The organism is Gaiella occulta (assembly GCF_003351045.1).
In the GTDB taxonomy this organism is placed as follows: domain Bacteria; phylum Actinomycetota; class Thermoleophilia; order Gaiellales; family Gaiellaceae; genus Gaiella; species Gaiella occulta.
On sequence record NZ_QQZY01000001.1, the window covers coordinates 558,856 to 580,501 of the forward strand.

Consider the following 21,646-nt stretch of genomic DNA (forward strand, 5'->3'; position numbering starts at 1 on the left):
GCGGGACACGGCGGTCGGGATCTGCGAGCGCGGATCCCGCGCTAGCGGAGAGTCAGTGCAACGGCGCCTCCCAGCCTTCGAGCACGGGCGGCTTCCACTCGCTGCCGACCGTCCGCGACCCCGCGACCCAGGGCCCGAGCTCGGGCTGCGGGAACTTGCAGTGCGTCTCCTTCAGCCGGATGCCGTAGGAGTTGCCCGACTGCAGGTGCGTGATGAGCACCTTGCGCGCGATCTCGTTCTCCCGCCCTGCGGGGATCGGGAAGTAGATCTTCAGGAACGAGTTCGAGTAGCGGTCGAACACCGCCGGCGTGCCGTCCTCGGACAGCAGCTCCACGTCCTCGAGCCAGTTGATGTCGTCGCCCGGCGTCGCCGCGTCGAGATCGACGTCCTCGACGAGCGAGATGTCCTCCTGGTAGGGGAACCGGTGCCCGGAGAGGAACTCGGCGTCGATGCTCTTGATCTTCTCGGGCTCGGAATAGGCGAGGTGCTCACTCACCGCTCATCACCTCCGCGTGTGCCGGCAGGTAGTCGACGGGATACTCGAGGTGCTTCTCGAGCAGGCGCTCGATCTTGGCGAGCGTCTTCTCCTCGCTGACGCCGGGGATCCAGCTCGTGCCGGCGAGCGGCACCTTCGCCATCGCGGCCGCCTCGACCGTGAGAGCGCACAGGTCCTCGGGCTCCAGCGAGTGGATGTTCGTCTTGCCGCAGGCGCGGGCGAGCATCTGCACCTCGAGCGTCAGCGTGTGCAGGAAGTTGTAGACCCGCTCCGCCGCGTCCTCGACCCGCAGGCGCTTGCGCAGCTCGGGGTCCTGCGTCGCCACCCCGACCGGGCAGCGGCCCGTGTGGCAGTGGTAGCAGTGGCCGGCGGGGACGCCGATCGTGCCCTCGTAGTCGGTGACCCCCGGGATCTCCTTGTTGCAGTTGAGCGCCATCAGCGCCGAGTGGCCGATAGCGACCGCCTTCGCGCCGAGCGCGAGCGCCTTGGCAACGTCGCCGCCGTTGCGGATGCCGCCCGCGACGACGAGGTCGATCTCGTCCGCGAGCCCGACGTCCTCGAGCGCGCGCCGCGCCTCGGGGATCGCCGCCATCAGCGGGATGCCCGTCTCCTCCGTGGCGACGTGCGGGCCCGCGCCCGTGCCGCCCTCGGCGCCGTCCAGGTAGATGATGTCCGGCCCGCACTTCGCCGCCATGCGCACGTCGTCGTACACGCGCGAGGCGCCGAGCTTGAGCTGGATCGGGATCTGGTAGTCGGTCGCCTCGCGGATCTCCTGGATCTTCAGCGACAGGTCGTCCGGCCCGAGCCAGTCGGGATGCCGCGCCGGCGAGCGCTGGTCGATGCCGGCCGGCAGCGAGCGCATCTCGGCCACCTGCTCGGTCACCTTCTGGCCCATCAGGTGGCCGCCGAGGCCGACCTTGCAGCCCTGCCCGATGAAGAACTCGCAGGCGTCGGCGAGCATCAGGTGGTGCGGGTTGAACCCGTACCGGCTCTGGATGAGCTGGTAGTACCACTTCGTCGAGTAGTCGCGCTCCGGCGGGATCATCCCGCCCTCGCCCGAGCACGTCGCCGTGCCCGCCATCGACGCGCCCTTGGCGAGCGCCATCTTCGCCTCGAGCGAAAGCGCGCCGAAGCTCATGCCCGTGATGTAGACGGGGATGTCGAGCTCGATCGGCTTCTTCGCGAAGCGGGCGCCGAGCACGGTCTTCGTCTCGCACTTCTCGCGGTAGCCCTCGATCACGAAGCGCGTGAGCGTGCCGGGCATGAACATGAGCTCGTCCCAGTGCGGGATCGGCTTGAACATCGAGAAGCCGCGCATGCGGTAGCGGCCGAGCTCGGCCTTCATGTGGATGTCGTTCATCACCTCGGGGGTGAAGATGCGGCTGTGCCCGAGGATCGTCTTGTTCGTCGGTGCTGTCTCGTCGGCCATGGGGCTCCCTTAGAGGACGAGCTTGCGCTCGGACGGCTCGAGGTTGTCGTAGTTGTAGAGCTTCTTGCCGCAGACGAACTTCTGCAGCTGCGGGGGGCCGCCGAGCCCGTAGATGCGGAACTTCCGCTCCACGAACTCGGTGTCGGCGTCGGTCCACTCGCCGGGCACGCAGTCGATTCCGAGCGAGCGCACCTTGCCGCCCACGTAGATCGTCCCGTCGTACATCGAGTCGCCGAGCCCGTGCCCGACGTCTCCGCAGATGATCTGGCGGCCGCGTTGCATCATGAAGCCGTTCATCGACCCGGCCGAGCCGAGCACGATGATCGTGCCGCCCTTCTGGTCGATGCCGCTGCGCGCGCCGACACGGCCCTTGACGACGAGGTCGCCGCCGCGCATCGCCGCACCCGTGAGCGAGCCGGCGTTGCCGTCGATGACGACGACGCCCGACATCATGTTCTCGCAGGCCGACCAGCCGACGCGGCCCTTGACGTGCACCTCTGGCCCGTCGATGATCCCGCAGCCGAAGTACCCGAGGCTGCCGTCGAACGTGATCTTGCAGCGGCTGAGGATGCCGACGCCGAGCGAATGCTTCGCGCCCGGGTTGCGCACGGTCACGTCGGTGACGCCCTGCTCGTAGATGAGCCAGCGCAGCTCCAGGTTGATCTGCCGCGTGCTGAGGTCGTGCGCGTCGAACTCGGCCGACGTGCCGGAGATCTCCGACACCTTCGGGACGGCCGCGTCCGGCTCGGCGAGCCCGCGTGCGTCGTAGCTGATCGAGTGCTCGCCCGCTAGCGCTGCCATACCATGACCTCCCCTTCATACGGGTCGTACGTGTCGATCTCGCGGTCGATGACGGCGCGGATCGCGATCTCCTCGGAGGCGAGCGCCACCAGGTCGTCGGCTTCGTAGAGCACGAGCGGCTTGGCGGCCATCTCGTCCTTCGCCACGCCGAGCGCGTCCTTCGTCACGCAGATGTAGGTGAACACGCCGTCGAGCTCCTCGAGGCTATCCCGCATCGCGTCCTCCAGCGTGGCGCCCTCGCTCATCTTCTCCGCGAGGTACACGGCGATGATCTCCGAGTCGCACTCGGACTGGAAGCGGTGGCCCGAGCGCTCCAGGCGCCGCTTCCACTGGAAGTAGTTCGTGAGCTGGCCGTTGTGGACGACCGCGACGTCGGAGAACGGGTAGGCCCAGTACGGGTGCGCGCCCGAGATGTCGACGTCGGACTCGGTCGCCATGCGGACGTGTCCAATCGCGTGCGTGCCCGTGAACGTGGCGAGCTCGTACTCGGAGGCCACCTGCTCGGCGTCGCCGAGATCCTTGACGATCTCGAGCGAATGGCCGAGCGAGAGCACCTCGGCGTCCGGCACGTCCTCGACGAAGTCGGCGAGCTTCTTCAGGTCGCCGTCGTAGGCGAGCGTGACGCGGAACGCGTACTCGGTCTCCTCCTCGAGCTCGTGCACCTTCGCGCCGAGCGCGTGCAAGCGCCGCTCGACCTCGGCCCGGTGGCGGCGCAGCCTGTCCTCGTACTCGAAGTCGCGCGGCGTGTTCGCGTCGGCGAGCTTGTAGCGCATGATCACGAGGTTCGACGGCTGCCCGTAGAGGGCGTAGCCGGTCGAGTCGGGCCCGCGATGCTTCATCGACTGGAGCATCCGCGTCATCTCCGTGCCGATCGGATGCTCACCGTCCTTGTAGATGATTCCGGCGATTCCGCACATTCAGCTCATCCTTTGCAGATCAGGGCAGCACATCGAGGTACTCCTTGACGTCCCAGTCGGTGACGGTGGCGCAGTAGCGCTCCCACTCGTCGCGCTTGTAGTGCATGAACACGCGGTACATGTCGCCGGGCAGGGCCCTCTTGATCACCTCGTCGGCCTCGAGCGCGTCGAGCGCGTCTCCGAAGGTCATGGGGATCTTCTGCACCTGCTTGCCGGCCTCCATCGCAGCGTAGATGTTCCGCTCCTCCGGCTCGCCCGGATCGAGCTTGCGCTCGATCCCGTCCCACATCGCCATGATCAGCGCCGCCATCGACAGGTAGGGGTTCACGGCCGAGTCGACGGAGCGGTACTCGAAGCGGCCGGGGGCCGACACGCGCAGCGCCGTGGTGCGGTTCTGGAAGCCCCAGTCGGCGAACACGGGCGCCCAGAAGCCGGTGTCCCACAGGCGGCGGTAGGAGTTCACGGTCGACGCGGTGACGGCGGTGAGCGCGCCGAGATGCTCGAGGATGCCCCCGATCGCCCACAGGCCGATCTGGCTCGGCTTCTGCTGGTCGGCCGTCTCCGGCATGAACGCGTTCTCGTCACCGCGCCACAGCGAGATGTTGTGGTGGCAGCCGTTGGCCGAGACGCCCATGAACGGCTTGGGCATGAAGCACGGGAAGGCGCCGAGCTCGCGGCCCACCTGACGGCAGATCTGCCGGAACGTGGAGAGGTTGTCGGCGGTCCGCTCTGCCCGGTCGAAGTTGAAGTTGAGCTCGATCTGGCCCGGCGCGTCCTCGTGGTCGCCCTGGATCATGTCGAGGCCCATCGCCTGGCCGTACTCGATCACCTTGTGGATGATCGGCTGCAGCTCCGAGAACTGGTCGATGTGGTAGCAGTAGGGCTTGGTGACGCCGTCGACGTCGGGCGTCCCGTCCTCTTTCAGCTTCAGCCACATCATCTCCGGCTCCGCGCCGGCGCGGAGGTGCAGGCCGGTGGACGCCTCGAACTGCGCCTGGATGCGCTTCAGGTTGCCGCGGCAGTCCGAGGTGAGGAACGCGGCGGGGTCCTCGCGCTCCTCGCGGTTGCGAAAGCAGGCGCACCAGACGCGCGCGACCTTGCCGTCCCAGGGCAGCGGCATGAACGTCTCGGGCTCGGGCAGGCCGACGAGCTCGGCCGCCTCGGGGCCGTAGCCGATGTAGTCGCCGTGGCGGTCGGTGAAGAGGTTGGCGGTGGCGCCGTAGACGAGCTGGAAGCCCTTCCGCGCCATGCTCTCCCAGTGCGCGGCGGGCACCCCCTTGCCCATGATGCGGCCGGTGACCGAGGGGAACTGGTAGTAGATGTAGGTGATGCCCTCGGCGTCTATACGCCGCCGCACCTCGGCGATCATCTCATCGCGGCCCTCCGCTGCGACGAAGCGGTCGAGATCGGTTGCCACGCGCGCCTCCTCCTCGTTCGTGCCTGGTCGATGTCCCTGCGCTGCTGCCACCGTGTCTACGCGTCCGCCGGGGTCGATGTCAAGCCTGAATCGTCCTTAGCGCAACGCTATTGCCGAGAACGGGAGACTATCGCATCGGTGAGATCTCGTCCGGCGTGCTCTCGTCCATAGTGGCCGGGAGCCACGAAGCCGCTGCGCTCAGCGGATCGTGCCGGCCGGGATGCCGTCCCAGCCGAGTGCCTTCGAGATGCGGCCGGAGCACTGCAGCAGCAGCGGCAGCGCGCGCCGGGTCGCCGCCCGGTCGAAGCGGCTCGTCGGCCCCTGCAGCGCCACGATCGCGGCGAGGCCGCCGCCGGCGCCCCACACCGGCGCGGCGATCGCGCTCAGGCCGGGCTCGCGCTCCTCGATCGCCTCGGCGTAGCCCTGGGCGCGCACCCGCTCGATCTCGGCCGCGAGCGCGACGGGGTCGGTGATCGTCCGCGCCGTGAAGGCGGCGAGGCGGCCGCGCGGCAGCGGCACGTCGCCGAAGGCGAGCATCACCTTGCCGGCCGACGAGGCGTGGCCGACGCTGGGGCGGCCGAGGCGCGTGACGCCCTGCAGGTAGCGGTCGGTCGGCACGAAGTCGACCGTGATCGCGTCGCGGTCGCCCGGGATCGAGAGCGTGGCCGTCTCGCCGACCTGGTGCACGAGCTCCTCGAGGTGGGGGCGTGCGAGATCGCGCAGGTCGAGCCGGCCGAGCACGGCGTTCGCGAGCCGGAGCACGCGCACGCCGAGCCGGTAGCGCCCGGTCGCCGCGACGTGCTCAACGAGGCCGACGCGCGTGAGCGTGCCGAGCTGGCGCGAGACGGTGCTGGGGCTGATGCCGGTGCGGCGCGCGACGTCGGTCGTGCCGAGCTCGCCGCCGTCCGCCAGGGCGTCGAGGATCTCGACGGCGCGGACGGTCGCCTCGACATCGCGTGCTGATGGTTGACCGGTACGGGGCATCGCGCTAAAGTCTTTCCACTGATAGCACGCAATTTCGTTCTACGCAATAACAGCGCACCCGCGCCGTACCGACTTCCACCGTTCGATGTCGATGCTCGTCACCTGTCCCAACTGTGGCCCGCGCGAGGTGCAGGAGCTTCGCTGCGCCGGCGAGGTGACGAAGCGGCCCAAGCAGACCCCGACCGTGCGCGAGCTCAACACGTACATCTACTTCCGCGAGAACGTGTGGGGCACGCAGCGCGAGTGGTGGTTCTGCCGCACCTGCGAGGAATGGTTCCTCGCCGAGCGCGACACCTACGCGAATCGCGTCGACAGGACGTGGCACCCGGAGCCCGCTGCGTGACCCGGCTTCCGCCGCAGCCGCACGAGCGCATCGACCGGGGCGCGCCGGTCACGTTCACGTTCCACGGCAAGACGATCCAGGCGTTCGCCGGCGACACGATCGGCTCCGCGCTGTACGCGTCCGGCCGGCGCGTCTTCTCGCGCAGCTTCAAGTACCACCGGCCGCGCGGCCTCGCCTGCTGCTCGGGCCACTGCGCCAACTGCCAGATGACGGTCGACGGCGTCCCGAGCGTGCGCGTCTGCGTGACGCCCGTCAGGCCGGGCGCCGTCGTCAAGGGCCAGAACTACGTCGGCTCGCTCGATCGCGACCTGATGCAGCTGACCGACAAGCTCGGCGGTCCGTTCACGCCGCCCGGCTTCTACTACAAGACCTTCATCCGCCCGCGCCGGCTGTGGCCGCTGTACGAGAAGGTGCTGCGCGGCGCCGCCGGCCTCGGGCCGCTCGATCCGAACGGCGCTCGCAGCGAGCGCGTCGAGGTCGAGAACCGGCACGTCGACGTCGTCGTCGTCGGCGGCGGCCAGGCGGGCATCGCGGCGGCGATCGAGGCCGCCGCCCGCGGCGAGTCGGCCGTCGTCGTCGACGAGGGCCCCGACGTCGGCGGCGCCCTGCTCGCCGACCGCGACGGCATCGGCCAGGCGGCGTCGCTGAAGCAGCAGGCGCTCGACGCGGGCGTCGAACTGCTCGCGCCCGCGATCGCGATCGGCCTCTTCGAGCAGGGCCTCGTCCCCGTCAGCTACGGGAACATGCTGCTCAAGTTCCGCGCGCGCCGCGTCGTCGTCGCCGCGGGCGTCGTCGAGCAGCCGCTCGTCTTCCCGGGCAACGACCTGATCGGCGTCATGCTCCCCGACGCCGTCCGGCGGCTCGTCAACTACTGGTCGATCAAGCCGGCCGAGCGGGCCGTCGTGCTGACGGCGGACGACCGCGGCCTGCAGGCCGCCGCCGACCTCGAGGCGGCCGGGGTCGAGCTCGTCAAGGTCGTCGACTTCCGCGAGGCGAAGCCGGGCAGCGTGGAGGCGCAGGGCAAGAGGGGTCGTGTGCGCCAGGTCGCGATCGACGGGCGCTGGCTCGACGCCGACATGATCGTGATGTCGGGCAGCCCGCAGCCGAACGTCAAGCTCCTCGCCCAGGCGGGCGCGCGCGTCGAGTTCGACGAGCGGCGCGGCATCTTCGTCCCCACCGACCTGCCGGAGCACGTCGAGGCCGTCGGCGCCGCCGCCGGCGACGTGGGAGCCCCCGCCGTCCCCGACCCGGTGCTCGGCCACCGCGGCGAGAAGTGCTTCGTCTGCTTCTGCGAGGACCAGACGACGAAGGACCTCAAGTACGCGATCGCCGAGGGCTTCGACTCGATCGAGCTCTCCAAGCGCTACACGACCGTGACGATGGGGCCCTGCCAGGGGCGGCTCTGCCACGTCAACTCGATCCGCGTCTACGCGAAGACGACCGGGCTCGACGAGAACACGATCGGCACGACGACCGCGCGCCCCCCGTACACGCCCGTCTCGATGGGACTCGTCGCCGGCTATCCGCACGAGCCCGCCAGGCGCACCTCGCTGCACCATCGCCACAAGGATCTGGGTGCGAGGATGATGTGGACGGGCGCCTGGCGCCGGCCGCACTCCTACGGGCCCGACGCGGGCGAGGAGGCGCAGAACGTGCACCGCGGCGTCGGCCTGATCGACGTCTCCACGCTCGGGAAGATCCTCGTCAAGGGCCCCGAGGCCGGCGCGTTCCTCGACCGCGTCTACCCGAACCGCTTCTCCGACCTCGAGCCGGGGCGCATCCGCTACGGCGTGCTGACGACGGACTCGGGCCGGATCATGGACGACGGCACCGTGGCGCGTCTCGACGACGACACGTTCTACGTCACCACCACCTCGACCGGCGCCGACAGCGTGTACCAGTGGTTCACGTGGTGGAACGCGGTGTGGTTCATGGACGTGCAGCTCGTGCAGGTGACGGGCGCGCTCGCCGCGATCAACGTCGCCGGCCCGAACGCGCGCGCGCTCATGCAGCGCGTGAGCGACGCCGACATGTCCAACGAGGGCTTCGCCTACCTCGACGCCCGGCACCTGCGCGTGGCGGGCGTGCCCAGTCTCGGCCTCCGCATCGGCTTCGTCGGCGAGCTCGGCTACGAGCTGCACCTGCCGAGCCCGCACGCAGAGCACGTGTGGGACGCGCTGCTCGAGCAGGGGGCCGACCTCGGCGCGGCCCCGTTCGGCCTCGAGCCGCAGCGCATCCTCCGCCTCGAGAAGGGCCACGTGATCGTGAGCCAGGACACCGACTCCGAGTCGAACCTGCTCGAGGCGGCGATGCCGTGGATCGTCAAGGCCGACAAGCCGGACTTCGTCGGCAAGTGGGCGGTCGAGCAGGTCGCCGAGCGCGGCCTCCGCTGGATGCTCGTCGGCTTCGAGAGCCCCAGCGGGAAGATGCCGGTCGAGGGAGGGCAGGTGGTCGTCGACGGCAGGTCGTGCGGACGCGTCACGAGCGTGCGCAGGAGCCTCGAGCTGAACAAGGTGATCGGGCTCGCCGTCGTCCCCGTCGACCTCGCCGTCGAGGGAGGGCGCTTCGACGTGCAGATCGACGGTCGCCCCGTGCCGATGACCGTGCACATGGGCGCGTTCTTCGATCCCGAGGGAACGAGGTTGAAGGCGTGAGCACGCTCGAGTTCATGTCGGTCGCGGCGGCCGCGGACGCGGGCGGCTTCCATCCGCTGGCGAAGTCGTCGCTCGAGCGCCGCGCCCGCGAGGCGGGGGCGACCTTCGAGGAGCGCGACGGCTGGCTCGTGCCCGTGTCGCTCCCCGGCGAGCAGGAGCACCTGGCGCATGTCGGGGTCGCGGACCTGTCGCACCTCGCGAAGCTCGAGGTGCGCCCTGCCGGCGAGCCCGTGGAGGGCGAGGGCGTCGTCTGGTATCGCATCTCGCCGAAGCGCGCGCTCGTGCTCTGCGCGCCGGCGCTCGCCTCCTCGCTGCGAGAGCGGCTCGCCGACCGCCTCGTCCTCGACGTCACCGGGGCGCTCGCGATCATCGCGGTCGCGGGCCCCGAGGCAGACACCGTGCTGCGCCGGATCACGCACCTGCACACGTTCCCGTCGGGCGGCGAGGTCGCGCACGTCAACGCCCACGTCCTGCGGCGCGGCAGCGGCTACTGGCTCGTGTTCGCGCACGAGCTCGGCCACTACCTGTGGGAGGTCGTCGTCGACCGCGCCGGGGCGCTCGGCGGCGGTCCCGTCGGCGTCGACGCGCTCGGGCAGGACGGTCAGGCGTGAAGGACATCTTCTTCCGCAAGCAGGTGCTGAGGCGGCCCGGCCCGCTCAGGCGCCACTACGACGTCGTCATCGTCGGCGGCGGCTCGCACGGCCTCGCTACCGCCTACTACCTCGCCAAGAACCACGGCATCACCGACGTCTGCATCCTCGAGAAGAGCTACATCGGCTCCGGCGCCGCGGGCCGCAACACGACGATCATCCGCGCGAACTACCGCACCCCCGAGGGTGCCGCCTTCTACAAGCAGAGCGTCGAGCTGTACGAGCACCTCTCGCAGGACCTCGACTTCAACCTCATGTTCTCGCAGCACGGGCACTTCACGCTCGCGCACTCGGATCGCTCGCTCGTCGTGCAGAACGAGCGCGCCGAGGTGAACAAGCTGCTCGGCATCGACAGCCGCGTGATCGACAGGTACGAGGTGAAGAAGCTGTGCCCGCAGATCAACATCGGCGAGGACGTCACCTGGCCGATCCAGGGCGCCCTCTACCATCCGCCGGGCGGGATCATCCGCCACGACGCGGTCGTGTGGGGCTATGCGAAGCAGGTCGGCAGAGCCGGCATCGACATCCACCAGGGCGTCGAGGTGACCGGCTTCGACATCCGGGACGGCAGGGTGCACGGCGTCAAGACGAGCCAGGGCGACATCTCCTGCGGCACGGTGCTCTCCGCCACCGCCGGCTGGTCGAGCCCCGTCGCGAAGATGGCGAACCTGCCGCTGCCGATCGTGACGAGCATCCTGCAGGCGTTCGTGACCGAGCCGGTGAAGCCGTTCCTGGACAAGATCATCGTCTCGGCGCAGATGCACATCTACGTGTCGCAGACCGATCGCGGCGAGTTCCTCATCGGCGCCGAGGTGGAGCCGTACCCCACCTACTCGAACAAGGGCACGTTCCCCTTCATCGAGTACGCCACCCGGCACGTGCTCGAGCTGTTCCCGCAGCTCCACGCGACGAAGATCCTGCGGCACTGGACCGGCCTCTGCGACATGAGCCCCGACTACAGCCCGATCATGGGGGTGACCGAGATCGACGGCTTCCTCGTCGACTGCGGCTGGGGCACGTACGGCTTCAAGGCCGCGCCGATCACGGGCGTGACGCTGGCCGAGCTGATCGCGACCGGCAAGACGCCGGCGTTGATCGAGCCGTTCAAGCTGGAGCGCTTCTACACTGACACGATGGTTTCCGAGCTCGCCGCCGCCGCGGTGAGCCATTGACGACACGCCGAAAGGGTTGAATCAGATGCTCTCGAGCCTCGAGATCGCGCAGGCGGCGACGCTGCGCCCCATCACCGACATCGCCGCGGACGCGGGGATCGAGCCCGACGAGCTCGAGCAGTACGGCCGCTTCAAGGGCAAGGTCGACCTCTCCCTCATCGACCGGCTCTCGAGCCGGCCGGACGCGAAGCTGATCAACGTGACGGCGATCACGCCGACGCCCGCGGGCGAGGGCAAGACGACGACGTCGGTGTCGCTCACGCAGGGCCTCGGCGCGCTCGGCCACAAGCCGGTGCTGGCGCTGCGCGAGGCCTCGCTCGGGCCGGTCTTCGGTGTCAAGGGCGGCGCCGCCGGCGGCGGCTACGCGCAGGTGGTGCCGATGGAGGACCTCAACCTCCACTTCACCGGCGACCTGCACGCGATCACGGCGGCGAACAACCTGCTCAGCGCCATGATCGACGCCCACCTGCTGCACGGCAACAAGCTCGGCATCGACCCGATCACGATCTCGTGGCGCCGCTGCATGGACATGAACGACCGCTCCCTGCGCGACATCGTCACGGGCCTCGGCGGCAAGGTCAACGGCTACCCGCGCCAGACCGGCTTCGACATCACGGCGGGAAGCGAGATCATGGCACTCGTCGCCGTCGCCCGCGACCTCGCCGACCTGCGCAAGCGCCTCGGCGCGATCACGGTCGGCCAGACGTACGAGGGCGAGCCGGTCACCGCCGAGCAGCTCCAGGCGGCGGGCTCGATGACCGTTCTGCTCAAGGAGGCGATCAAGCCGAACCTCGTGCAGACCCTCGAGGGCCAGCCCGCGTTCATCCACTGCGGCCCCTTCGCGAACATCGCCCACGGCAACAACTCGCTCGTCGCCGACCGCGTCGCGCTCAAGCTCGGCGACTACGTGATCACCGAGTCGGGCTTCGCCTCGGACATGGGGATGGAGAAGTTCTTCGACATCACCTGCCGGGTCGGCGACCTGCGCCCGAGCGCGGTCGTGCTCGTCGCGACGGTGAAGGCGCTCAAGCACCACGGCGGGAACATCGACGGCGGCATGGCCGAGATCGAGGCGGGCGCCGCCAACATGGCGCGCCACATCGGCATCATCAACGGCTTCGGCCTGCAGGCCGTCGTCGGCGTCAACAAGTTCCCGACCGACACGCCCGAGGAGCTCGAGCTCGTACGCCGGCTGGCTGTCGAGCACGGCGCCTACGCCGCCGAGGTGAACACCGCGTTCGAGCACGGCGGCGAGGGCGCGATCGCGCTCTCCGAGGCCGTCGTCGCCGCCGCCGACGAGCCGAACGGGTTCACGTTCGCCTACCCCGCCGACGCGCCGATCGAGGAGAAGATCCGCTCGATCGTGCAGAAGGTCTACGGCGGCGACGACGTGCAGCTGCTGCCGGCGGCAAAGGAGAAGGCCGCCGCGTTCGAGAAGGCGGGCCTCGGCGAGCTGCCGATCTGCATGGCGAAGACGCACCTGTCGCTTTCGCACGACCCGACGCTGAAGAATGCGCCGACCGGCTTCACGGTCACGGTGCGCGACCTGCGGCCCTACACGGGCGCCGGCTGGATCGTGGCGCTGTGCGGCGACATGCAGACGATGCCGGGCCTCGGCGCGAAGCCCGCCGCGTTCGCGATCGACGTCGACGAGCACGGCAACACCGTGGGTCTGTTCTAAGCTTCCCGCATGAGCGACCTCGAAGGCCAGCAGCTGACGGCTGCCCAGCGCGCCGCGCTCGAGGCGGAGCTGGCCGACATGGAGGGGCCGCAGCGTGCCGCGGCCGTCGCGGCGATCGCGACGGCGCGGGAGTTCGGCGACCTCTCGGAGAACTTCGAGTACCACGCGGCGAAGAACGAGCAGGGTCTGCTCGAGGCGCGCATCCGCAAGCTGCGGCATCGGCTCCACAACGCCGTCACCGTCGAGCACACCTCCACCGACACGGTGGGCGTCGGCTCGATCGTCGAGATCGAGGACGAGCAGGGAGAGAAGATGGAGATCGAGATCTCGAGCGTCGGCGGTGTCTCGCCCGACTCCCCGCTCGGCCGCGCCCTGATGGGGGCAACCGTCGGCACCGCCGTCGACGTGCCGGCGCCGCGCGGTGCGTGGCAGGCCACGATCGTCTCCATCCGCTCGTCCTGACGGTGCCTGCCGCGATCGTCACCGGAGCCGGCACGGGCATCGGGCTCGCCGTCGCGCGCCGCCTTGCCGGGGCCGGCTACGGCCTCGTGCTCTCGGGGCGCCGGCCCGGGCCGCTGCAGGCGCTCGCGGCCGACCTCGGGGAGGGGGCGGTCGCCGTCCCCGGCGACGTCGGCGACCCGGAGCACGCCGGCGAGCTCGCCGCCGCCGCCCGCGAGGCGTTCGGCGGCCTCGACGCCGTCGTGCTCAACGCGGGCATCGGCGACTCCGCGCCGGCGGGCGCCGAGACGGTCGAGGGCTGGGAGCGAACGATCCGCACCAACCTGACGGGCGCCTTCCTCGTCGCGCGCGCCGCGCTGCCGCTGCTCGAGGAGCGGCGCGGCGCGATCGTCGCCGTCGCCTCGGTGAACGCCATGCGCGCGGGCCCCGGCTGGGCGTCCTACTGCACGTCGAAGGCCGGCCTCGTCATGCTGTGCAAGACGATCGCCAACGACTACGGGCCGCGTGGCATCCGCGCGAACGCGGTCTGCCCGGGCTGGGTGCGGACGCCGATGGGCGACGCGGACATGGACGGCCTCGCCGAGCGCCTGGGGCTCGACCGCGACGGCGCCTATGCGCTCGCGCACGCGCACGTGCCGTTGCGGCGGCCGGCCGAGCCGGACGAGGTGGCGGCCGTCGTCGCCTTCCTGCTGTCGCAGGAGGCGTCCTACGTCAGCGGCGTCGAGCTGCCGGTCGACGGCGGCGCCACCGTCGTCGACGTGTCCGGCACGGCCTGGGTGACCGCGTGATCGCGCCCGGGCGGCTCGCCGAGCTGCAGGCGCGCGAGGAGGCGCGGTTTCGCGCCGAGCATCCCCGCTCGTGCGAGCTCGCGGGGCGGGCACGCGAGCACCTGCTCGCCGGCGTGCCGATGCACTGGATGGCGAAGTGGCCCGGCGGGTTCCCGCTGTTCGTGCGCGAGGCGTCTGGCAGCCGCTTCGTCGACGTGGACGGTCGCGAGTACGTGGACTTCTGCCTCGGCGACACCGGCGGCATGTCCGGTCACGCCCCCGCGCCCACGCTGCGCGCGATCGACGAGCAGGCGCGGCGGGGCATCACGACGATGCTGCCGGGCGAGGACGCGCTGTGGGTCGGCGAGGAGCTCGCGCGCCGGTTTCGCCTGCCGAAGTGGCAGTTCGCGCTCACCGCCACCGACGCCAACCGGTTCTCGATCCGGCTCGCCCGCCACGTCAGCGGGCGGCCGTACGTGCTCGTCTTCAACTGGTGCTACCACGGCACCGTCGACGAGACGTTCGCCACGCTCGCCGGCGGCGTCGTCGGGCCGCGGCGCGGCAACCTCGGGCCGCCGGTGAACCCGGCCGAGACGACGCGCGTGGTGGAGTTCAACGACGTGGAGGCGCTCGAGCGCGAGCTCGCCCATGGCGACGTGGCGCTCGTGCTCACCGAGCCGGCGCTCACCAACATCGGCATCGTCCATCCCGAGCCCGGGTTCCACGACGCGTTGCGCGAGCTGACGCGGGCGAGCGGCACGCTGCTCGCGATCGACGAGACGCACACGATCTGCTGCGGGCCGGGCGGGTACACGGCCGCGCACGGGCTCGAGCCGGACATCCTCACGATCGGCAAGCCGATCGCCGGCGGCGTTCCCGCCGCCGCGTACGGCTTCTCGGCCGAGCTGGCCGAGCGGGTCGGCGCCGCGATCGAGCTGGAGGACGTCGACGTCGGCGGTGTCGGCGGCACGCTCGCCGGGAACGCGCTCTCGCTGGCGGCGATGCGCGCCACGCTCGGGGAGGTGCTGACGGAGGAGGCGTTCGCGCGCATGATCCCGCTCGCCGAGCGCTGGACGTCCGGCGTCGAGGCGGGCATCGCCGAGGCCGGGCTGCCGTGGCACGTGACGCGGCTCGGCTGCCGGGCGGAGTACCTGTTCGGGCCCGACCGTCCGCGCAGCGGCAGCGAGGCGCACGCCGCGGGCGACTTCGCGCTCGAGCGCTACATGCACCTCCATGCGCTCAACCGGGGGATCCTGTTGACGCCGTTCCACAACATGGCGCTGATGTCGCCCGCGACCACGGAGGCGGATGTCGACCTGCACACGGCGGTGTTCCACGACGCCGTGATCGAGCTCGCCGCCGGCTGACTCCTCTCCCGGCCGCTCACCTCGCCGCCGCTGCGCGCCGTATCGTCAGGGCATGGGGAGCAGAACCGTGCCCGGAGCCGCCGCGGCCGCGCTCGTCGTGGCGCTCGCCTTCCGCAGCGGCGGCTACTTCGCGTCGGAGTGGGGCCTCGTCGCGCTCGCGTTCGCGCTGGCGGCGATCACCGCACTCCTCGTCGCCGACGGCGTCGGGACCAGCCGGCTCGACGCGCTCGTCCTCGCGGGGCTCGCCGCGCTCGGGCTCTGGCAGCTGCTCACGATCCTGTGGTCGACGGGTGCGGGCGTGCCCGTGCTCGAGGCGGAGCGGACGCTCGTCTATCTCTGCGCCGCGGCGGCGCTGCTCCTCTGCCTCACTCCCGCCCGCGTGCCGTCGCTCCTCGCCGGCGTCGTCGCGGGCATCACCGCCGTCGCCGTCTACGCGCTCGGCACGCGCCTGCTCCCGGGGACGATGGGGGGCGCGTACGACCCCTCGTCCGGCTACCAGCTCGCAAAGCCGATCGGCTACTGGAATGCTCTCGGCCTCCTTCTCGCCATGGGCAGCGTGCTCGCAGCAGGCCTCGCCCTGCACGGGTCGCGCGCTCGACGCGCGATCGCAGCCGCCGCCCTCGTCCCGCTCGTGGCCGCCCTCTCCTTCACCTTCAGTCGCGGGTCGGCGGCGGCGCTCGCCGTGGCGCTCGCCGTGCTCGTCGCGCTCGAGGGAGACCGCCTGCGGGCGGCGGTCGTGCTGTCGGCGCTCCTCGCCGCGCCTGCCGCCGGGGTGCTCCTCGCGTCCCGCGCGCAGGCGCTGACCGCCCCGGGGGCAACCCTCCAGGCGGCGCAGGCGCAGGGCCACCGGCTCGCATGGCAGCTCTTCGCGCTCGCACTCCTCGGCGCGGCGCTCGCCGCTCTCGCCGAGCCTCGCCTCCACCTCTCGGCGCGGACGCGCCGCGCGGTCGGCGCCGCAGCTCTGGTCGCCGTCCTCGCCGCCTCTATCGGAGGTCTCGTGCGGGCCGGCGGCGCCCTCGCGGTCGCCGAGCGCGTCCGCGACTCCTTCGTCGCGCAACCGCCGCCGACGGAGCGCGGGCTCGAGCGGCGCCTGCTCTCCGTGTCGGGCAACGGCAGGGCCGACTACTGGCGTGTCGCGCTGCGGATGGTCGCACGCGACCCGCTGCTCGGAGACGGCGCGGGCTCGTTCGCCGCGCGCTGGGCGCAGGAGCGGCCCGTCGAGAACGAGGCGCGCGACGCGCACAACCTCTACCTGGAGACGCTCGCGGAGCTGGGCCCGGTCGGGCTCGCCCTGCTCGCCGTCGTGCTCGCAGCGCCGCTTGCCGCGCTCCGCAGCTCCCCCCGCACACCACCCGCCGCGGCGGCCGCGGCCGCGTACGTCGCGTTTCTCGTCCATGCCGCCGTCGACTGGGACTGGGAGGTGCCCGTGCTCGTCCTCGTCGCGCTTGCCTGCGGAGCGTCGCTGCTCGTGCTCGCTCCCCGCCCGTCGTTCCCGCTGACGGCGACGCGCAGGACGCTCGGCCTCGCCGTCGCGACGCTCGCGCTCGGCGCCGCGCTCGTCGCACACGTCGGCAACCAGGCGTCCGCCTCGGCGCTCGACGCGCTCGCGCGCGGCGACGCGGAGGCGGCCGCGACGGCGGCGCGCCGGGCACGAGCGTGGATGCCCTGGTCGCACGAGCCCCGGCAGCTGCTCGGCGAGGCGCAGATCGCGCGCAACGAGGATGCGGCCGCGGCGGGCAGCCTGCGCGCTGCCGCACGTCGCGACCCCGGCCAGTGGAGCGTCTGGTACGACCTCGCGCTTGCCGCGCGCGGCCCCGAACGGGTGAACGCGCTCACTCGCGCGAGGGAATTGAACCCGCTCAGCGTGGAGGTTTCCGGCCTCGCGGCCGACATCCGAACAGATCCCTAACGACTGCCACGCATGATGGCGGGGTCGCCCGGATGTCCGGGAGAGAACGCGTCAACGACGGTTGGAGGAACGACACGTGACGAACTCGAGGGGGAGCCACCGCCGCACGCGCATCGCATCGGCCGTCGCGGTCGCGGTCGTGGCCATCACCGCGTTTGCCTCACTCGGCGGCGCCGGGCTCGCGCAGAGCGCGATCGGGCTCACGCAGTACCAGTACGGCAAGAAGGCCACGATCTGCCACAAGGGCAAGAAGACGATCCGCGTCTCCGTGCGCGCCCTGCCCGCGCACAAGCGCCACGGTGACACGGAGGGCCCGTGCGTCGGCCGCGCCGGCAAGAAGCACGCAAAGCAGGAGAAGCGGGGCGAGCACAACGGCGCCAAGAAGCACGAGCAGGCCCGTGGAGCCTCCCAGGGCGCCGCCGTCGGCGGCCGCTCCGACGACCACGCCGGCAACGGCACGGGCAGCGGGAAGGGCAGCGGGAAGGGCAGCGGGAAGGGCAGCGGGAAGGGCAGCGGCACGTCGTAGCGCTCCTTCCACCCGGCAGGCGTCGAGGGCGTTCCGGCAGCGGGGCGCCCTCGGTCGTCTGCGGCAACGGTGCCGACAGGCGTCCGCAGTAGACTCGGCTGCGTGCCCGGCCCCGAGCAGCCCGACCGCGAGCAGGTGACGGCGGAGGACGCGATCCGGGTGCTGGATCACGGCTTCGTCCGCCTCGACGACGCGATGGCCGACGATCTGTCGGTCGCGAACGCGGCCCGCGTCAGCTTCGCGCGGCGCAAGGAGGAGATGGACGACGCCGACCGCGGCCTGATCGGCTTCCTCATGCGCGAGCGGCACGGGACGCCGTTCGAGCACAACGCCTTCCGCTTCCACGTCCGCTGCCCGATCTTCGTCGCCCGCGAGTGGTTTCGCCATCGTATCTCGAGCTTCAACGAGTTCAGCATGCGCTATGCGAAGGCGAGCGACGACTTCTACGTGCCGGCGCCCGAGGACGTGCGCACGCAGGTGGGAAAGCCCGGCGCGTACACGTTCGAGCCCGTCGACGCCGAACTCGCCGAGCGCACCCGTGCCGAGCTGCGGGCGGTCTACGACGCCGCCTACGCCGCCTACGAGCGGCTCGTCGAGGCGGGCGTCGCGCGCGAGCTCGCGCGGGCGGCGCTGCCGGTGGGCGCGTACACGGAGTTCTTCTGGACGGTGAACGCCCGCGCGTTGATGAACTTCATCTCGCTGAGGAACGCCGAGGCCGCCCAGCGCGAGATCAGGCTCTACGCGACGGCATGCGAGGCGCTGTTCGCGCGGCACATGCCGGTCACGCACGCGGCGTTCGTCGCCAACGAGCGCCGCGCGCCGTAGCCGGGCGCTACGTCGCCGACAGCACCGGTCGCCGCTCGCCGGAGCGCACGACGACCCAGCCGTCGAACTGCTTCAGCCTGTACGGCGCGTTGAGCGGAACCTCGGTCGTGCCGCCCGAGACGGTGAAGGCGCCGCACGGCTCGGCGAGCCGCCCGCCGCGGGTGAGCCAGAGCTCGTAGGTGCGGCCGCCCGGAAGCGCCGGCAGGCCCGACACCTCGAGCGTCATCGGCCAGTTGCCGGCCGGGTCGGCGGCGAACACGGCAATCGACGCCACGGCGCCGCCCGGCCCGGTCATCGTGACGACCCGCACGGGTTTCCTCGCCCCCTCGTGACCGCCGATCGCGTACCCGGCCCCGAACAGCGCCAGGGCGAGCGCCGCCGCCGCCACGAGCGCGGCGGAGCGGTGGCGGCGCGGCAACGGGATGATGCGCGCCGGCGGCTCCCGCGGCGCCTGTGCGAGCCACGGCGGCAGCTCCGGTGTCGCTCCCGCCGCGAGCAGCATGTCGTGCGCGCGCTGCAGGCGGGCGCGCTCGTCCTCGGGCAGCCCGTCGCCGACGAGCTCGCTCAGGTCGGGCACGCGGCTCACACCTCCCCTTCGAGCTCGTCCGCCAGCCGGGCGAGCGCCGCGCGGGTGCGCGTCTTCACCGTGCCGAGCGGGATCCGCAGGAACGAGGCGACCTCGCTCTGCGACAGGCCGGAGAAGTAGGCGAGCTCGATCAGCTGCCGCTCGTGCTCCGGCAGCGTCGCGAGGGCGCGGTGCACGCGCCACGCGATCCACGCCGCCTCCGCGCTCGCGCCGGGATCGGGGCCCTTGGAGGGGATCTCCGGCGGCTCCGCCACGGTCGGGTCGGGCCGGCGCCGCAGGCCGTCCACGATCGCGTTGCGCGCGACGGCGTACAGCCACGGGGCGCCGCCCCCGCGCGTGCGGTCGAAGCTGCCGGCCGAGCGCCACACGGCCGCGAACGCCTCCTGCGTGGCGTCTTCGGCGCGTCCGCGGTCGCCGAGGCGTCGCAGGGCGAGGCCGAGCACGGCGCGGGCATAGCGCCGGTAGAGCTCCTCGAACGCGTCGCGGTCGCGGCCTGCGACACGCTCGATCAGCGTCGCGTCGGTGGCGTCCGCGTCGCTCACCTGCCGCATGCTCGCCGCTCGCGCGCGCTGCGGCAAGCGGGCGGCGGAAGCGAGGCGCAGCACGACGTCCATCCACCGGTCCTACGCATCGGCGACGGAGGTGGTTTGCAGCAGCCGGCCGCCGTCGACGACGAGGCTCGCGCCCGTGACGAACGACGCGCCGGCGAGGAACACGACCGCCCCGGCCACGTCGTCCGCGGCGCCGACGCGGCCGAGCACCGTCTCCCGCGCCCGCCGCTCCTCCTGGCCGTGCTCGACGGCGACGGGGCCCGGCGCCACTCCGACCACCCGCACCTCGGGTGCCAGCGCCCGTGCGAGCACGCGCGTCAGCATCGCCTGCGCCGCCTTCGCCGCGCAGTGGGCGGCAAAGGACGGCCACGGCTGGTATGCGGCCACGTCCTCGATCATGACGACGACCCCGCGCGAGGAGCGCAGGTGCGGTGCCGCCGCCTGGGTGACGAAGAAGCTGCCCTTCGCGGTCGCGCCGAAGGCGTCGTCGAACTCGGCCTCGCTCACGCTCTCGAACGGGCGCGGCACGAACCCTCCCGCGGCCGCGTTGACGAGCAGGTCGAGCCCGCCCAACTCGGCGAGCGCGTGCTCCACGAGCGAGCGCGCGCCCGCCGCGGAGCGCAGGTCCCCCGCCGCCGATCCGGCGGCGACCACCTGCCAGCCCTCCGCGCGCAGCCGCGCGGCGATCGCCGCGCCGAGCTTGCCGGTGCCACCGCTGACGAGCGCGCGCATGGAGGTGCGGCGGGAAGGCCGTGGCGGAGGGGGCGAGGCCGGAGCCCCGCCCCCTCCGAAGCCCCTCAGCCGGCGCGCGCCGCCTCGAAGAGGGCGCCGACGGCGTTCCAGTCGACGACGTCCCAGATCTTCTCGAGGTACTCGGGCCGGCGGTTCTGGTAGCGGAGGTAGTACGCGTGCTCCCACACGTCGATGCCGAAGAGCGGCGTCTTCCCCTCCATGATCGGCGAGTCCTGGTTCGGCGTCGACATCACGGCGAGGCCGGTGCCGTCCCACACGAGCCACGACCAGCCGGAGCCGAAGCGCTTGATGCCGGCGTCGATCATCTGCTGCTTGAGGACGTCGAAGGCGCCGAACGTCGCCTGCACGGCCTCGCCGAGCGCTCCGCTCGGCTCGCCGCCGCCGTCGGGGCCGAGGGTCGACCAGAACAGCGAGTGATTCGCGTGGCCGCCGCCGTTGTTGCGCACGGCGGTGCGCTTGTCCTCGGGGAGGATGTCGAGATTGGCGAGCACCGCCTCGATCGGCCGGCCCATCCACTCGGTGCCGTCGAGTGCGGCGTTGAGGTTCGTCACGTAGGCGGCGTGATGCTTGCCGTGATGGATCTCCATCGTCTGCGCGTCGATGCTGCGCTCGAGGGCGTCGTACGCGTAGGGCAGGTCGGGCAGATCGTAGGCCATGTGCGTCTCTCCTTGGTTCGATTCGTGTGCTCCCCCCAAGGATATGCTCCCGCCCGTCCCGTCGAGTTGGAGGTTCCGTCCGCATGTCGAACGTCGTCGAGATCACTCCCCGCGAGCTGAAGCCCGCTCTGCTCGAGCTCGACGGGATCTCCCGCGCCTCGATCGAGGCGCACCACCGCCTCTACAAGGGCTACGTGAGCAAGCGCAACGAGATCCTCGGCCTGCTCGAGAGCGCCGACCGCGCGTCTGCGAACCAGGTCTACTCCGAGCTGCGGGCCCTGAAGGTCGACCTCGCGTTCGCGCTCGGGGGCATCAAGAACCACGAGGTCTACTTCGCGCACCTCGGCGGCGCCGGCGGCGAACCGACGGGGGCGATCGGCGCGCTCATCCGGCGTGACTTCGGCTCGGCCGAGGCGTGGCGCAGCGATCTCCGGGCGACGGGCATGGCCGCCCGCGGCTGGGCGTGGACGATCTACGACTGGGACGAGCAGCGGCTCTTCAACGCGATCGGCGACGCCCAGAACACGTACCCGATCTGGAACGCGACGCCGCTCGTGGCGCTGGACGTGTACGAGCACGCCTACTTCCTCGACTACCAGACCGACCGCGGCTCCTACATCGACGCGTTCTTCGCGAACCTCGACTGGGGCGTGATCAACGGCTGGATCGATCTCTACGGCATCCCCCGGGCGTAGGCTGCGGA

Annotated in this window: 22 protein-coding genes; 12 read left to right on the plus strand and 10 right to left on the minus strand. The window is 71.5% G+C overall.

Annotated elements, in window-relative coordinates; translation table 11 throughout:
* Positions 1-52: 52 nt before the first annotated feature.
* The 6 genes from Gocc_RS02880 to Gocc_RS02905 all read right to left on the minus strand — a co-directional run bounded on the left by Gocc_RS02880 (position 53) and on the right by Gocc_RS02905 (position 6,044).
* Positions 53-496 (minus strand): hypothetical protein, encoded by a 444-nt coding sequence (locus Gocc_RS02880; RefSeq protein ID WP_114795000.1) that lies wholly within the window; start codon positions 494-496, stop codon positions 53-55.
* Positions 489-1,925: an FMN-binding glutamate synthase family protein gene (locus Gocc_RS02885; protein ID WP_114795001.1), complete on the minus strand. Its 1,437-nt coding sequence runs from the start codon at positions 1,923-1,925 to the stop codon at positions 489-491. Before Gocc_RS02885 ends, Gocc_RS02880 begins: the two co-directional genes overlap by 8 nt.
* A 9-nt stretch (positions 1,926-1,934) precedes the next feature.
* The gene (locus tag Gocc_RS02890) at positions 1,935-2,726 is read right to left on the minus strand and encodes a GltB/FmdC/FwdC-like GXGXG domain-containing protein (protein WP_114795002.1); all 792 of its coding nucleotides are present in this window, start codon (positions 2,724-2,726) and stop codon (positions 1,935-1,937) included.
* Positions 2,714-3,643, minus strand: a complete 930-nt coding sequence (locus Gocc_RS02895; protein WP_114795003.1) for a class II glutamine amidotransferase domain-containing protein — start codon at positions 3,641-3,643, stop codon at positions 2,714-2,716. The genes Gocc_RS02890 and Gocc_RS02895 overlap by 13 nt, the downstream gene beginning before the upstream one ends.
* Before the next feature lie 19 nt (positions 3,644-3,662).
* Positions 3,663-5,012 carry a glutamine synthetase family protein gene (locus tag Gocc_RS02900; protein ID WP_114795157.1) on the minus strand — a complete coding sequence of 450 codons (1,350 nt, stop codon included), beginning with the start codon at positions 5,010-5,012 and terminating at the stop codon, positions 3,663-3,665.
* 246 nt (positions 5,013-5,258) lie between these two features.
* Entirely contained in the window at positions 5,259-6,044 is a 786-nt protein-coding gene (locus tag Gocc_RS02905; protein ID WP_114795004.1) for an IclR family transcriptional regulator, read from the minus strand.
* 85 nt (positions 6,045-6,129) lie between these two features.
* Here Gocc_RS02905 and Gocc_RS02910 point away from each other — a divergent pair, with 85 nt between their 5' ends.
* The 11 genes from Gocc_RS02910 to thyX all read left to right on the plus strand — a co-directional run bounded on the left by Gocc_RS02910 (position 6,130) and on the right by thyX (position 18,397).
* Entirely contained in the window at positions 6,130-6,387 is a 258-nt protein-coding gene (locus Gocc_RS02910; protein WP_114795005.1) for a sarcosine oxidase subunit delta, read from the plus strand.
* Positions 6,384-9,041 (plus strand): 2Fe-2S iron-sulfur cluster-binding protein, encoded by a 2,658-nt coding sequence (locus tag Gocc_RS02915; protein ID WP_181813309.1) that lies wholly within the window; start codon positions 6,384-6,386, stop codon positions 9,039-9,041. Before Gocc_RS02910 ends, Gocc_RS02915 begins: the two co-directional genes overlap by 4 nt.
* Positions 9,038-9,652, plus strand: a complete 615-nt coding sequence (locus tag Gocc_RS02920) for a hypothetical protein (RefSeq protein ID WP_114795007.1) — start codon at positions 9,038-9,040, stop codon at positions 9,650-9,652. Before Gocc_RS02915 ends, Gocc_RS02920 begins: the two co-directional genes overlap by 4 nt.
* On the plus strand, positions 9,649-10,863 hold the full coding sequence (locus Gocc_RS02925) for an FAD-dependent oxidoreductase (RefSeq protein ID WP_220150413.1): 1,215 nt from the start codon (positions 9,649-9,651) through the stop codon (positions 10,861-10,863). The genes Gocc_RS02920 and Gocc_RS02925 overlap by 4 nt, the downstream gene beginning before the upstream one ends.
* Before the next feature lie 25 nt (positions 10,864-10,888).
* Positions 10,889-12,544 carry a formate--tetrahydrofolate ligase gene (locus tag Gocc_RS02930; RefSeq protein ID WP_220150414.1) on the plus strand — a complete coding sequence of 552 codons (1,656 nt, stop codon included), beginning with the start codon at positions 10,889-10,891 and terminating at the stop codon, positions 12,542-12,544.
* A 9-nt stretch (positions 12,545-12,553) separates the two neighbouring features.
* The gene (locus Gocc_RS02935; protein ID WP_114795009.1) at positions 12,554-13,006 is read left to right on the plus strand and encodes a GreA/GreB family elongation factor; all 453 of its coding nucleotides are present in this window, start codon (positions 12,554-12,556) and stop codon (positions 13,004-13,006) included.
* Entirely contained in the window at positions 12,970-13,791 is an 822-nt protein-coding gene (locus tag Gocc_RS02940; protein ID WP_220150415.1) for an SDR family NAD(P)-dependent oxidoreductase, read from the plus strand. Before Gocc_RS02935 ends, Gocc_RS02940 begins: the two co-directional genes overlap by 37 nt.
* Positions 13,788-15,137: an aspartate aminotransferase family protein gene (locus Gocc_RS02945; RefSeq protein ID WP_114795010.1), complete on the plus strand. Its 1,350-nt coding sequence runs from the start codon at positions 13,788-13,790 to the stop codon at positions 15,135-15,137. The genes Gocc_RS02940 and Gocc_RS02945 overlap by 4 nt, the downstream gene beginning before the upstream one ends.
* A 52-nt stretch (positions 15,138-15,189) precedes the next feature.
* On the plus strand, positions 15,190-17,046 hold the full coding sequence (locus Gocc_RS02950; RefSeq protein WP_114795011.1) for an O-antigen ligase family protein: 1,857 nt from the start codon (positions 15,190-15,192) through the stop codon (positions 17,044-17,046).
* 76 nt (positions 17,047-17,122) lie between these two features.
* Complete coding sequence (locus Gocc_RS15935; RefSeq protein WP_181813310.1) at positions 17,123-17,572, plus strand: hypothetical protein; 450 nt, start codon at positions 17,123-17,125, stop codon at positions 17,570-17,572.
* A gap of 153 nt (positions 17,573-17,725) precedes the next feature.
* Positions 17,726-18,397 carry an FAD-dependent thymidylate synthase gene (gene thyX, locus Gocc_RS02965; protein WP_422717975.1) on the plus strand — a complete coding sequence of 224 codons (672 nt, stop codon included), beginning with the start codon at positions 17,726-17,728 and terminating at the stop codon, positions 18,395-18,397.
* A gap of 7 nt (positions 18,398-18,404) precedes the next feature.
* Here the strand turns inward: thyX and Gocc_RS02970 are convergent, their stop codons facing one another.
* The 4 genes from Gocc_RS02970 to Gocc_RS02985 form a co-directional block, all read right to left on the minus strand.
* Complete coding sequence (locus Gocc_RS02970; protein WP_114795015.1) at positions 18,405-18,983, minus strand: anti-sigma factor; 579 nt, start codon at positions 18,981-18,983, stop codon at positions 18,405-18,407.
* Positions 18,980-19,597, minus strand: coding sequence for an RNA polymerase sigma factor (locus tag Gocc_RS02975; RefSeq protein WP_114795016.1), 618 nt, complete (start codon positions 19,595-19,597; stop codon positions 18,980-18,982). The genes Gocc_RS02970 and Gocc_RS02975 overlap by 4 nt, the downstream gene beginning before the upstream one ends.
* 9 nt (positions 19,598-19,606) lie before the next feature.
* Entirely contained in the window at positions 19,607-20,266 is a 660-nt protein-coding gene (locus tag Gocc_RS02980) for an SDR family oxidoreductase (RefSeq protein ID WP_114795017.1), read from the minus strand.
* Positions 20,267-20,331: 65 nt separating this feature from the next.
* Positions 20,332-20,943: a superoxide dismutase gene (locus Gocc_RS02985; protein WP_114795018.1), complete on the minus strand. Its 612-nt coding sequence runs from the start codon at positions 20,941-20,943 to the stop codon at positions 20,332-20,334.
* A gap of 83 nt (positions 20,944-21,026) precedes the next feature.
* Here Gocc_RS02985 and Gocc_RS02990 point away from each other — a divergent pair, with 83 nt between their 5' ends.
* Positions 21,027-21,638 carry a superoxide dismutase gene (locus Gocc_RS02990; protein WP_114795019.1) on the plus strand — a complete coding sequence of 204 codons (612 nt, stop codon included), beginning with the start codon at positions 21,027-21,029 and terminating at the stop codon, positions 21,636-21,638.
* Positions 21,639-21,646 lie beyond the last annotated feature (8 nt).

What these genes read in the sequence shown, in the direction of transcription:
- Gocc_RS02985 (WP_114795018.1), bottom strand. Translation starts at nt 20,943, where the DNA reads ATGGCCTACGATCTGCCCGACCTGCCCTACGCGTACGACGCCCTCGAG.
- Gocc_RS02905 (WP_114795004.1), bottom strand. Translation starts at nt 6,044, where the DNA reads ATGCCCCGTACCGGTCAACCATCAGCACGCGATGTCGAGGCGACCGTC.
- Gocc_RS02885 (WP_114795001.1), bottom strand. Translation starts at nt 1,925, where the DNA reads ATGGCCGACGAGACAGCACCGACGAACAAGACGATCCTCGGGCACAGC.
- Gocc_RS02910 (WP_114795005.1), top strand. Translation starts at nt 6,130, where the DNA reads ATGTCGATGCTCGTCACCTGTCCCAACTGTGGCCCGCGCGAGGTGCAG.
- Gocc_RS02950 (WP_114795011.1), top strand. Translation starts at nt 15,190, where the DNA reads ATGGGGAGCAGAACCGTGCCCGGAGCCGCCGCGGCCGCGCTCGTCGTG.
- Gocc_RS02935 (WP_114795009.1), top strand. Translation starts at nt 12,554, where the DNA reads ATGAGCGACCTCGAAGGCCAGCAGCTGACGGCTGCCCAGCGCGCCGCG.
- Gocc_RS02900 (WP_114795157.1), bottom strand. Translation starts at nt 5,012, where the DNA reads ATGATCGCCGAGGTGCGGCGGCGTATAGACGCCGAGGGCATCACCTAC.
- Gocc_RS02895 (WP_114795003.1), bottom strand. Translation starts at nt 3,643, where the DNA reads ATGTGCGGAATCGCCGGAATCATCTACAAGGACGGTGAGCATCCGATC.
- Gocc_RS02890 (WP_114795002.1), bottom strand. Translation starts at nt 2,726, where the DNA reads ATGGCAGCGCTAGCGGGCGAGCACTCGATCAGCTACGACGCACGCGGG.
- Gocc_RS02975 (WP_114795016.1), bottom strand. Translation starts at nt 19,597, where the DNA reads ATGGACGTCGTGCTGCGCCTCGCTTCCGCCGCCCGCTTGCCGCAGCGC.
- Gocc_RS02990 (WP_114795019.1), top strand. Translation starts at nt 21,027, where the DNA reads ATGTCGAACGTCGTCGAGATCACTCCCCGCGAGCTGAAGCCCGCTCTG.
- Gocc_RS02930 (WP_220150414.1), top strand. Translation starts at nt 10,889, where the DNA reads ATGCTCTCGAGCCTCGAGATCGCGCAGGCGGCGACGCTGCGCCCCATC.
- Gocc_RS02980 (WP_114795017.1), bottom strand. Translation starts at nt 20,266, where the DNA reads ATGCGCGCGCTCGTCAGCGGTGGCACCGGCAAGCTCGGCGCGGCGATC.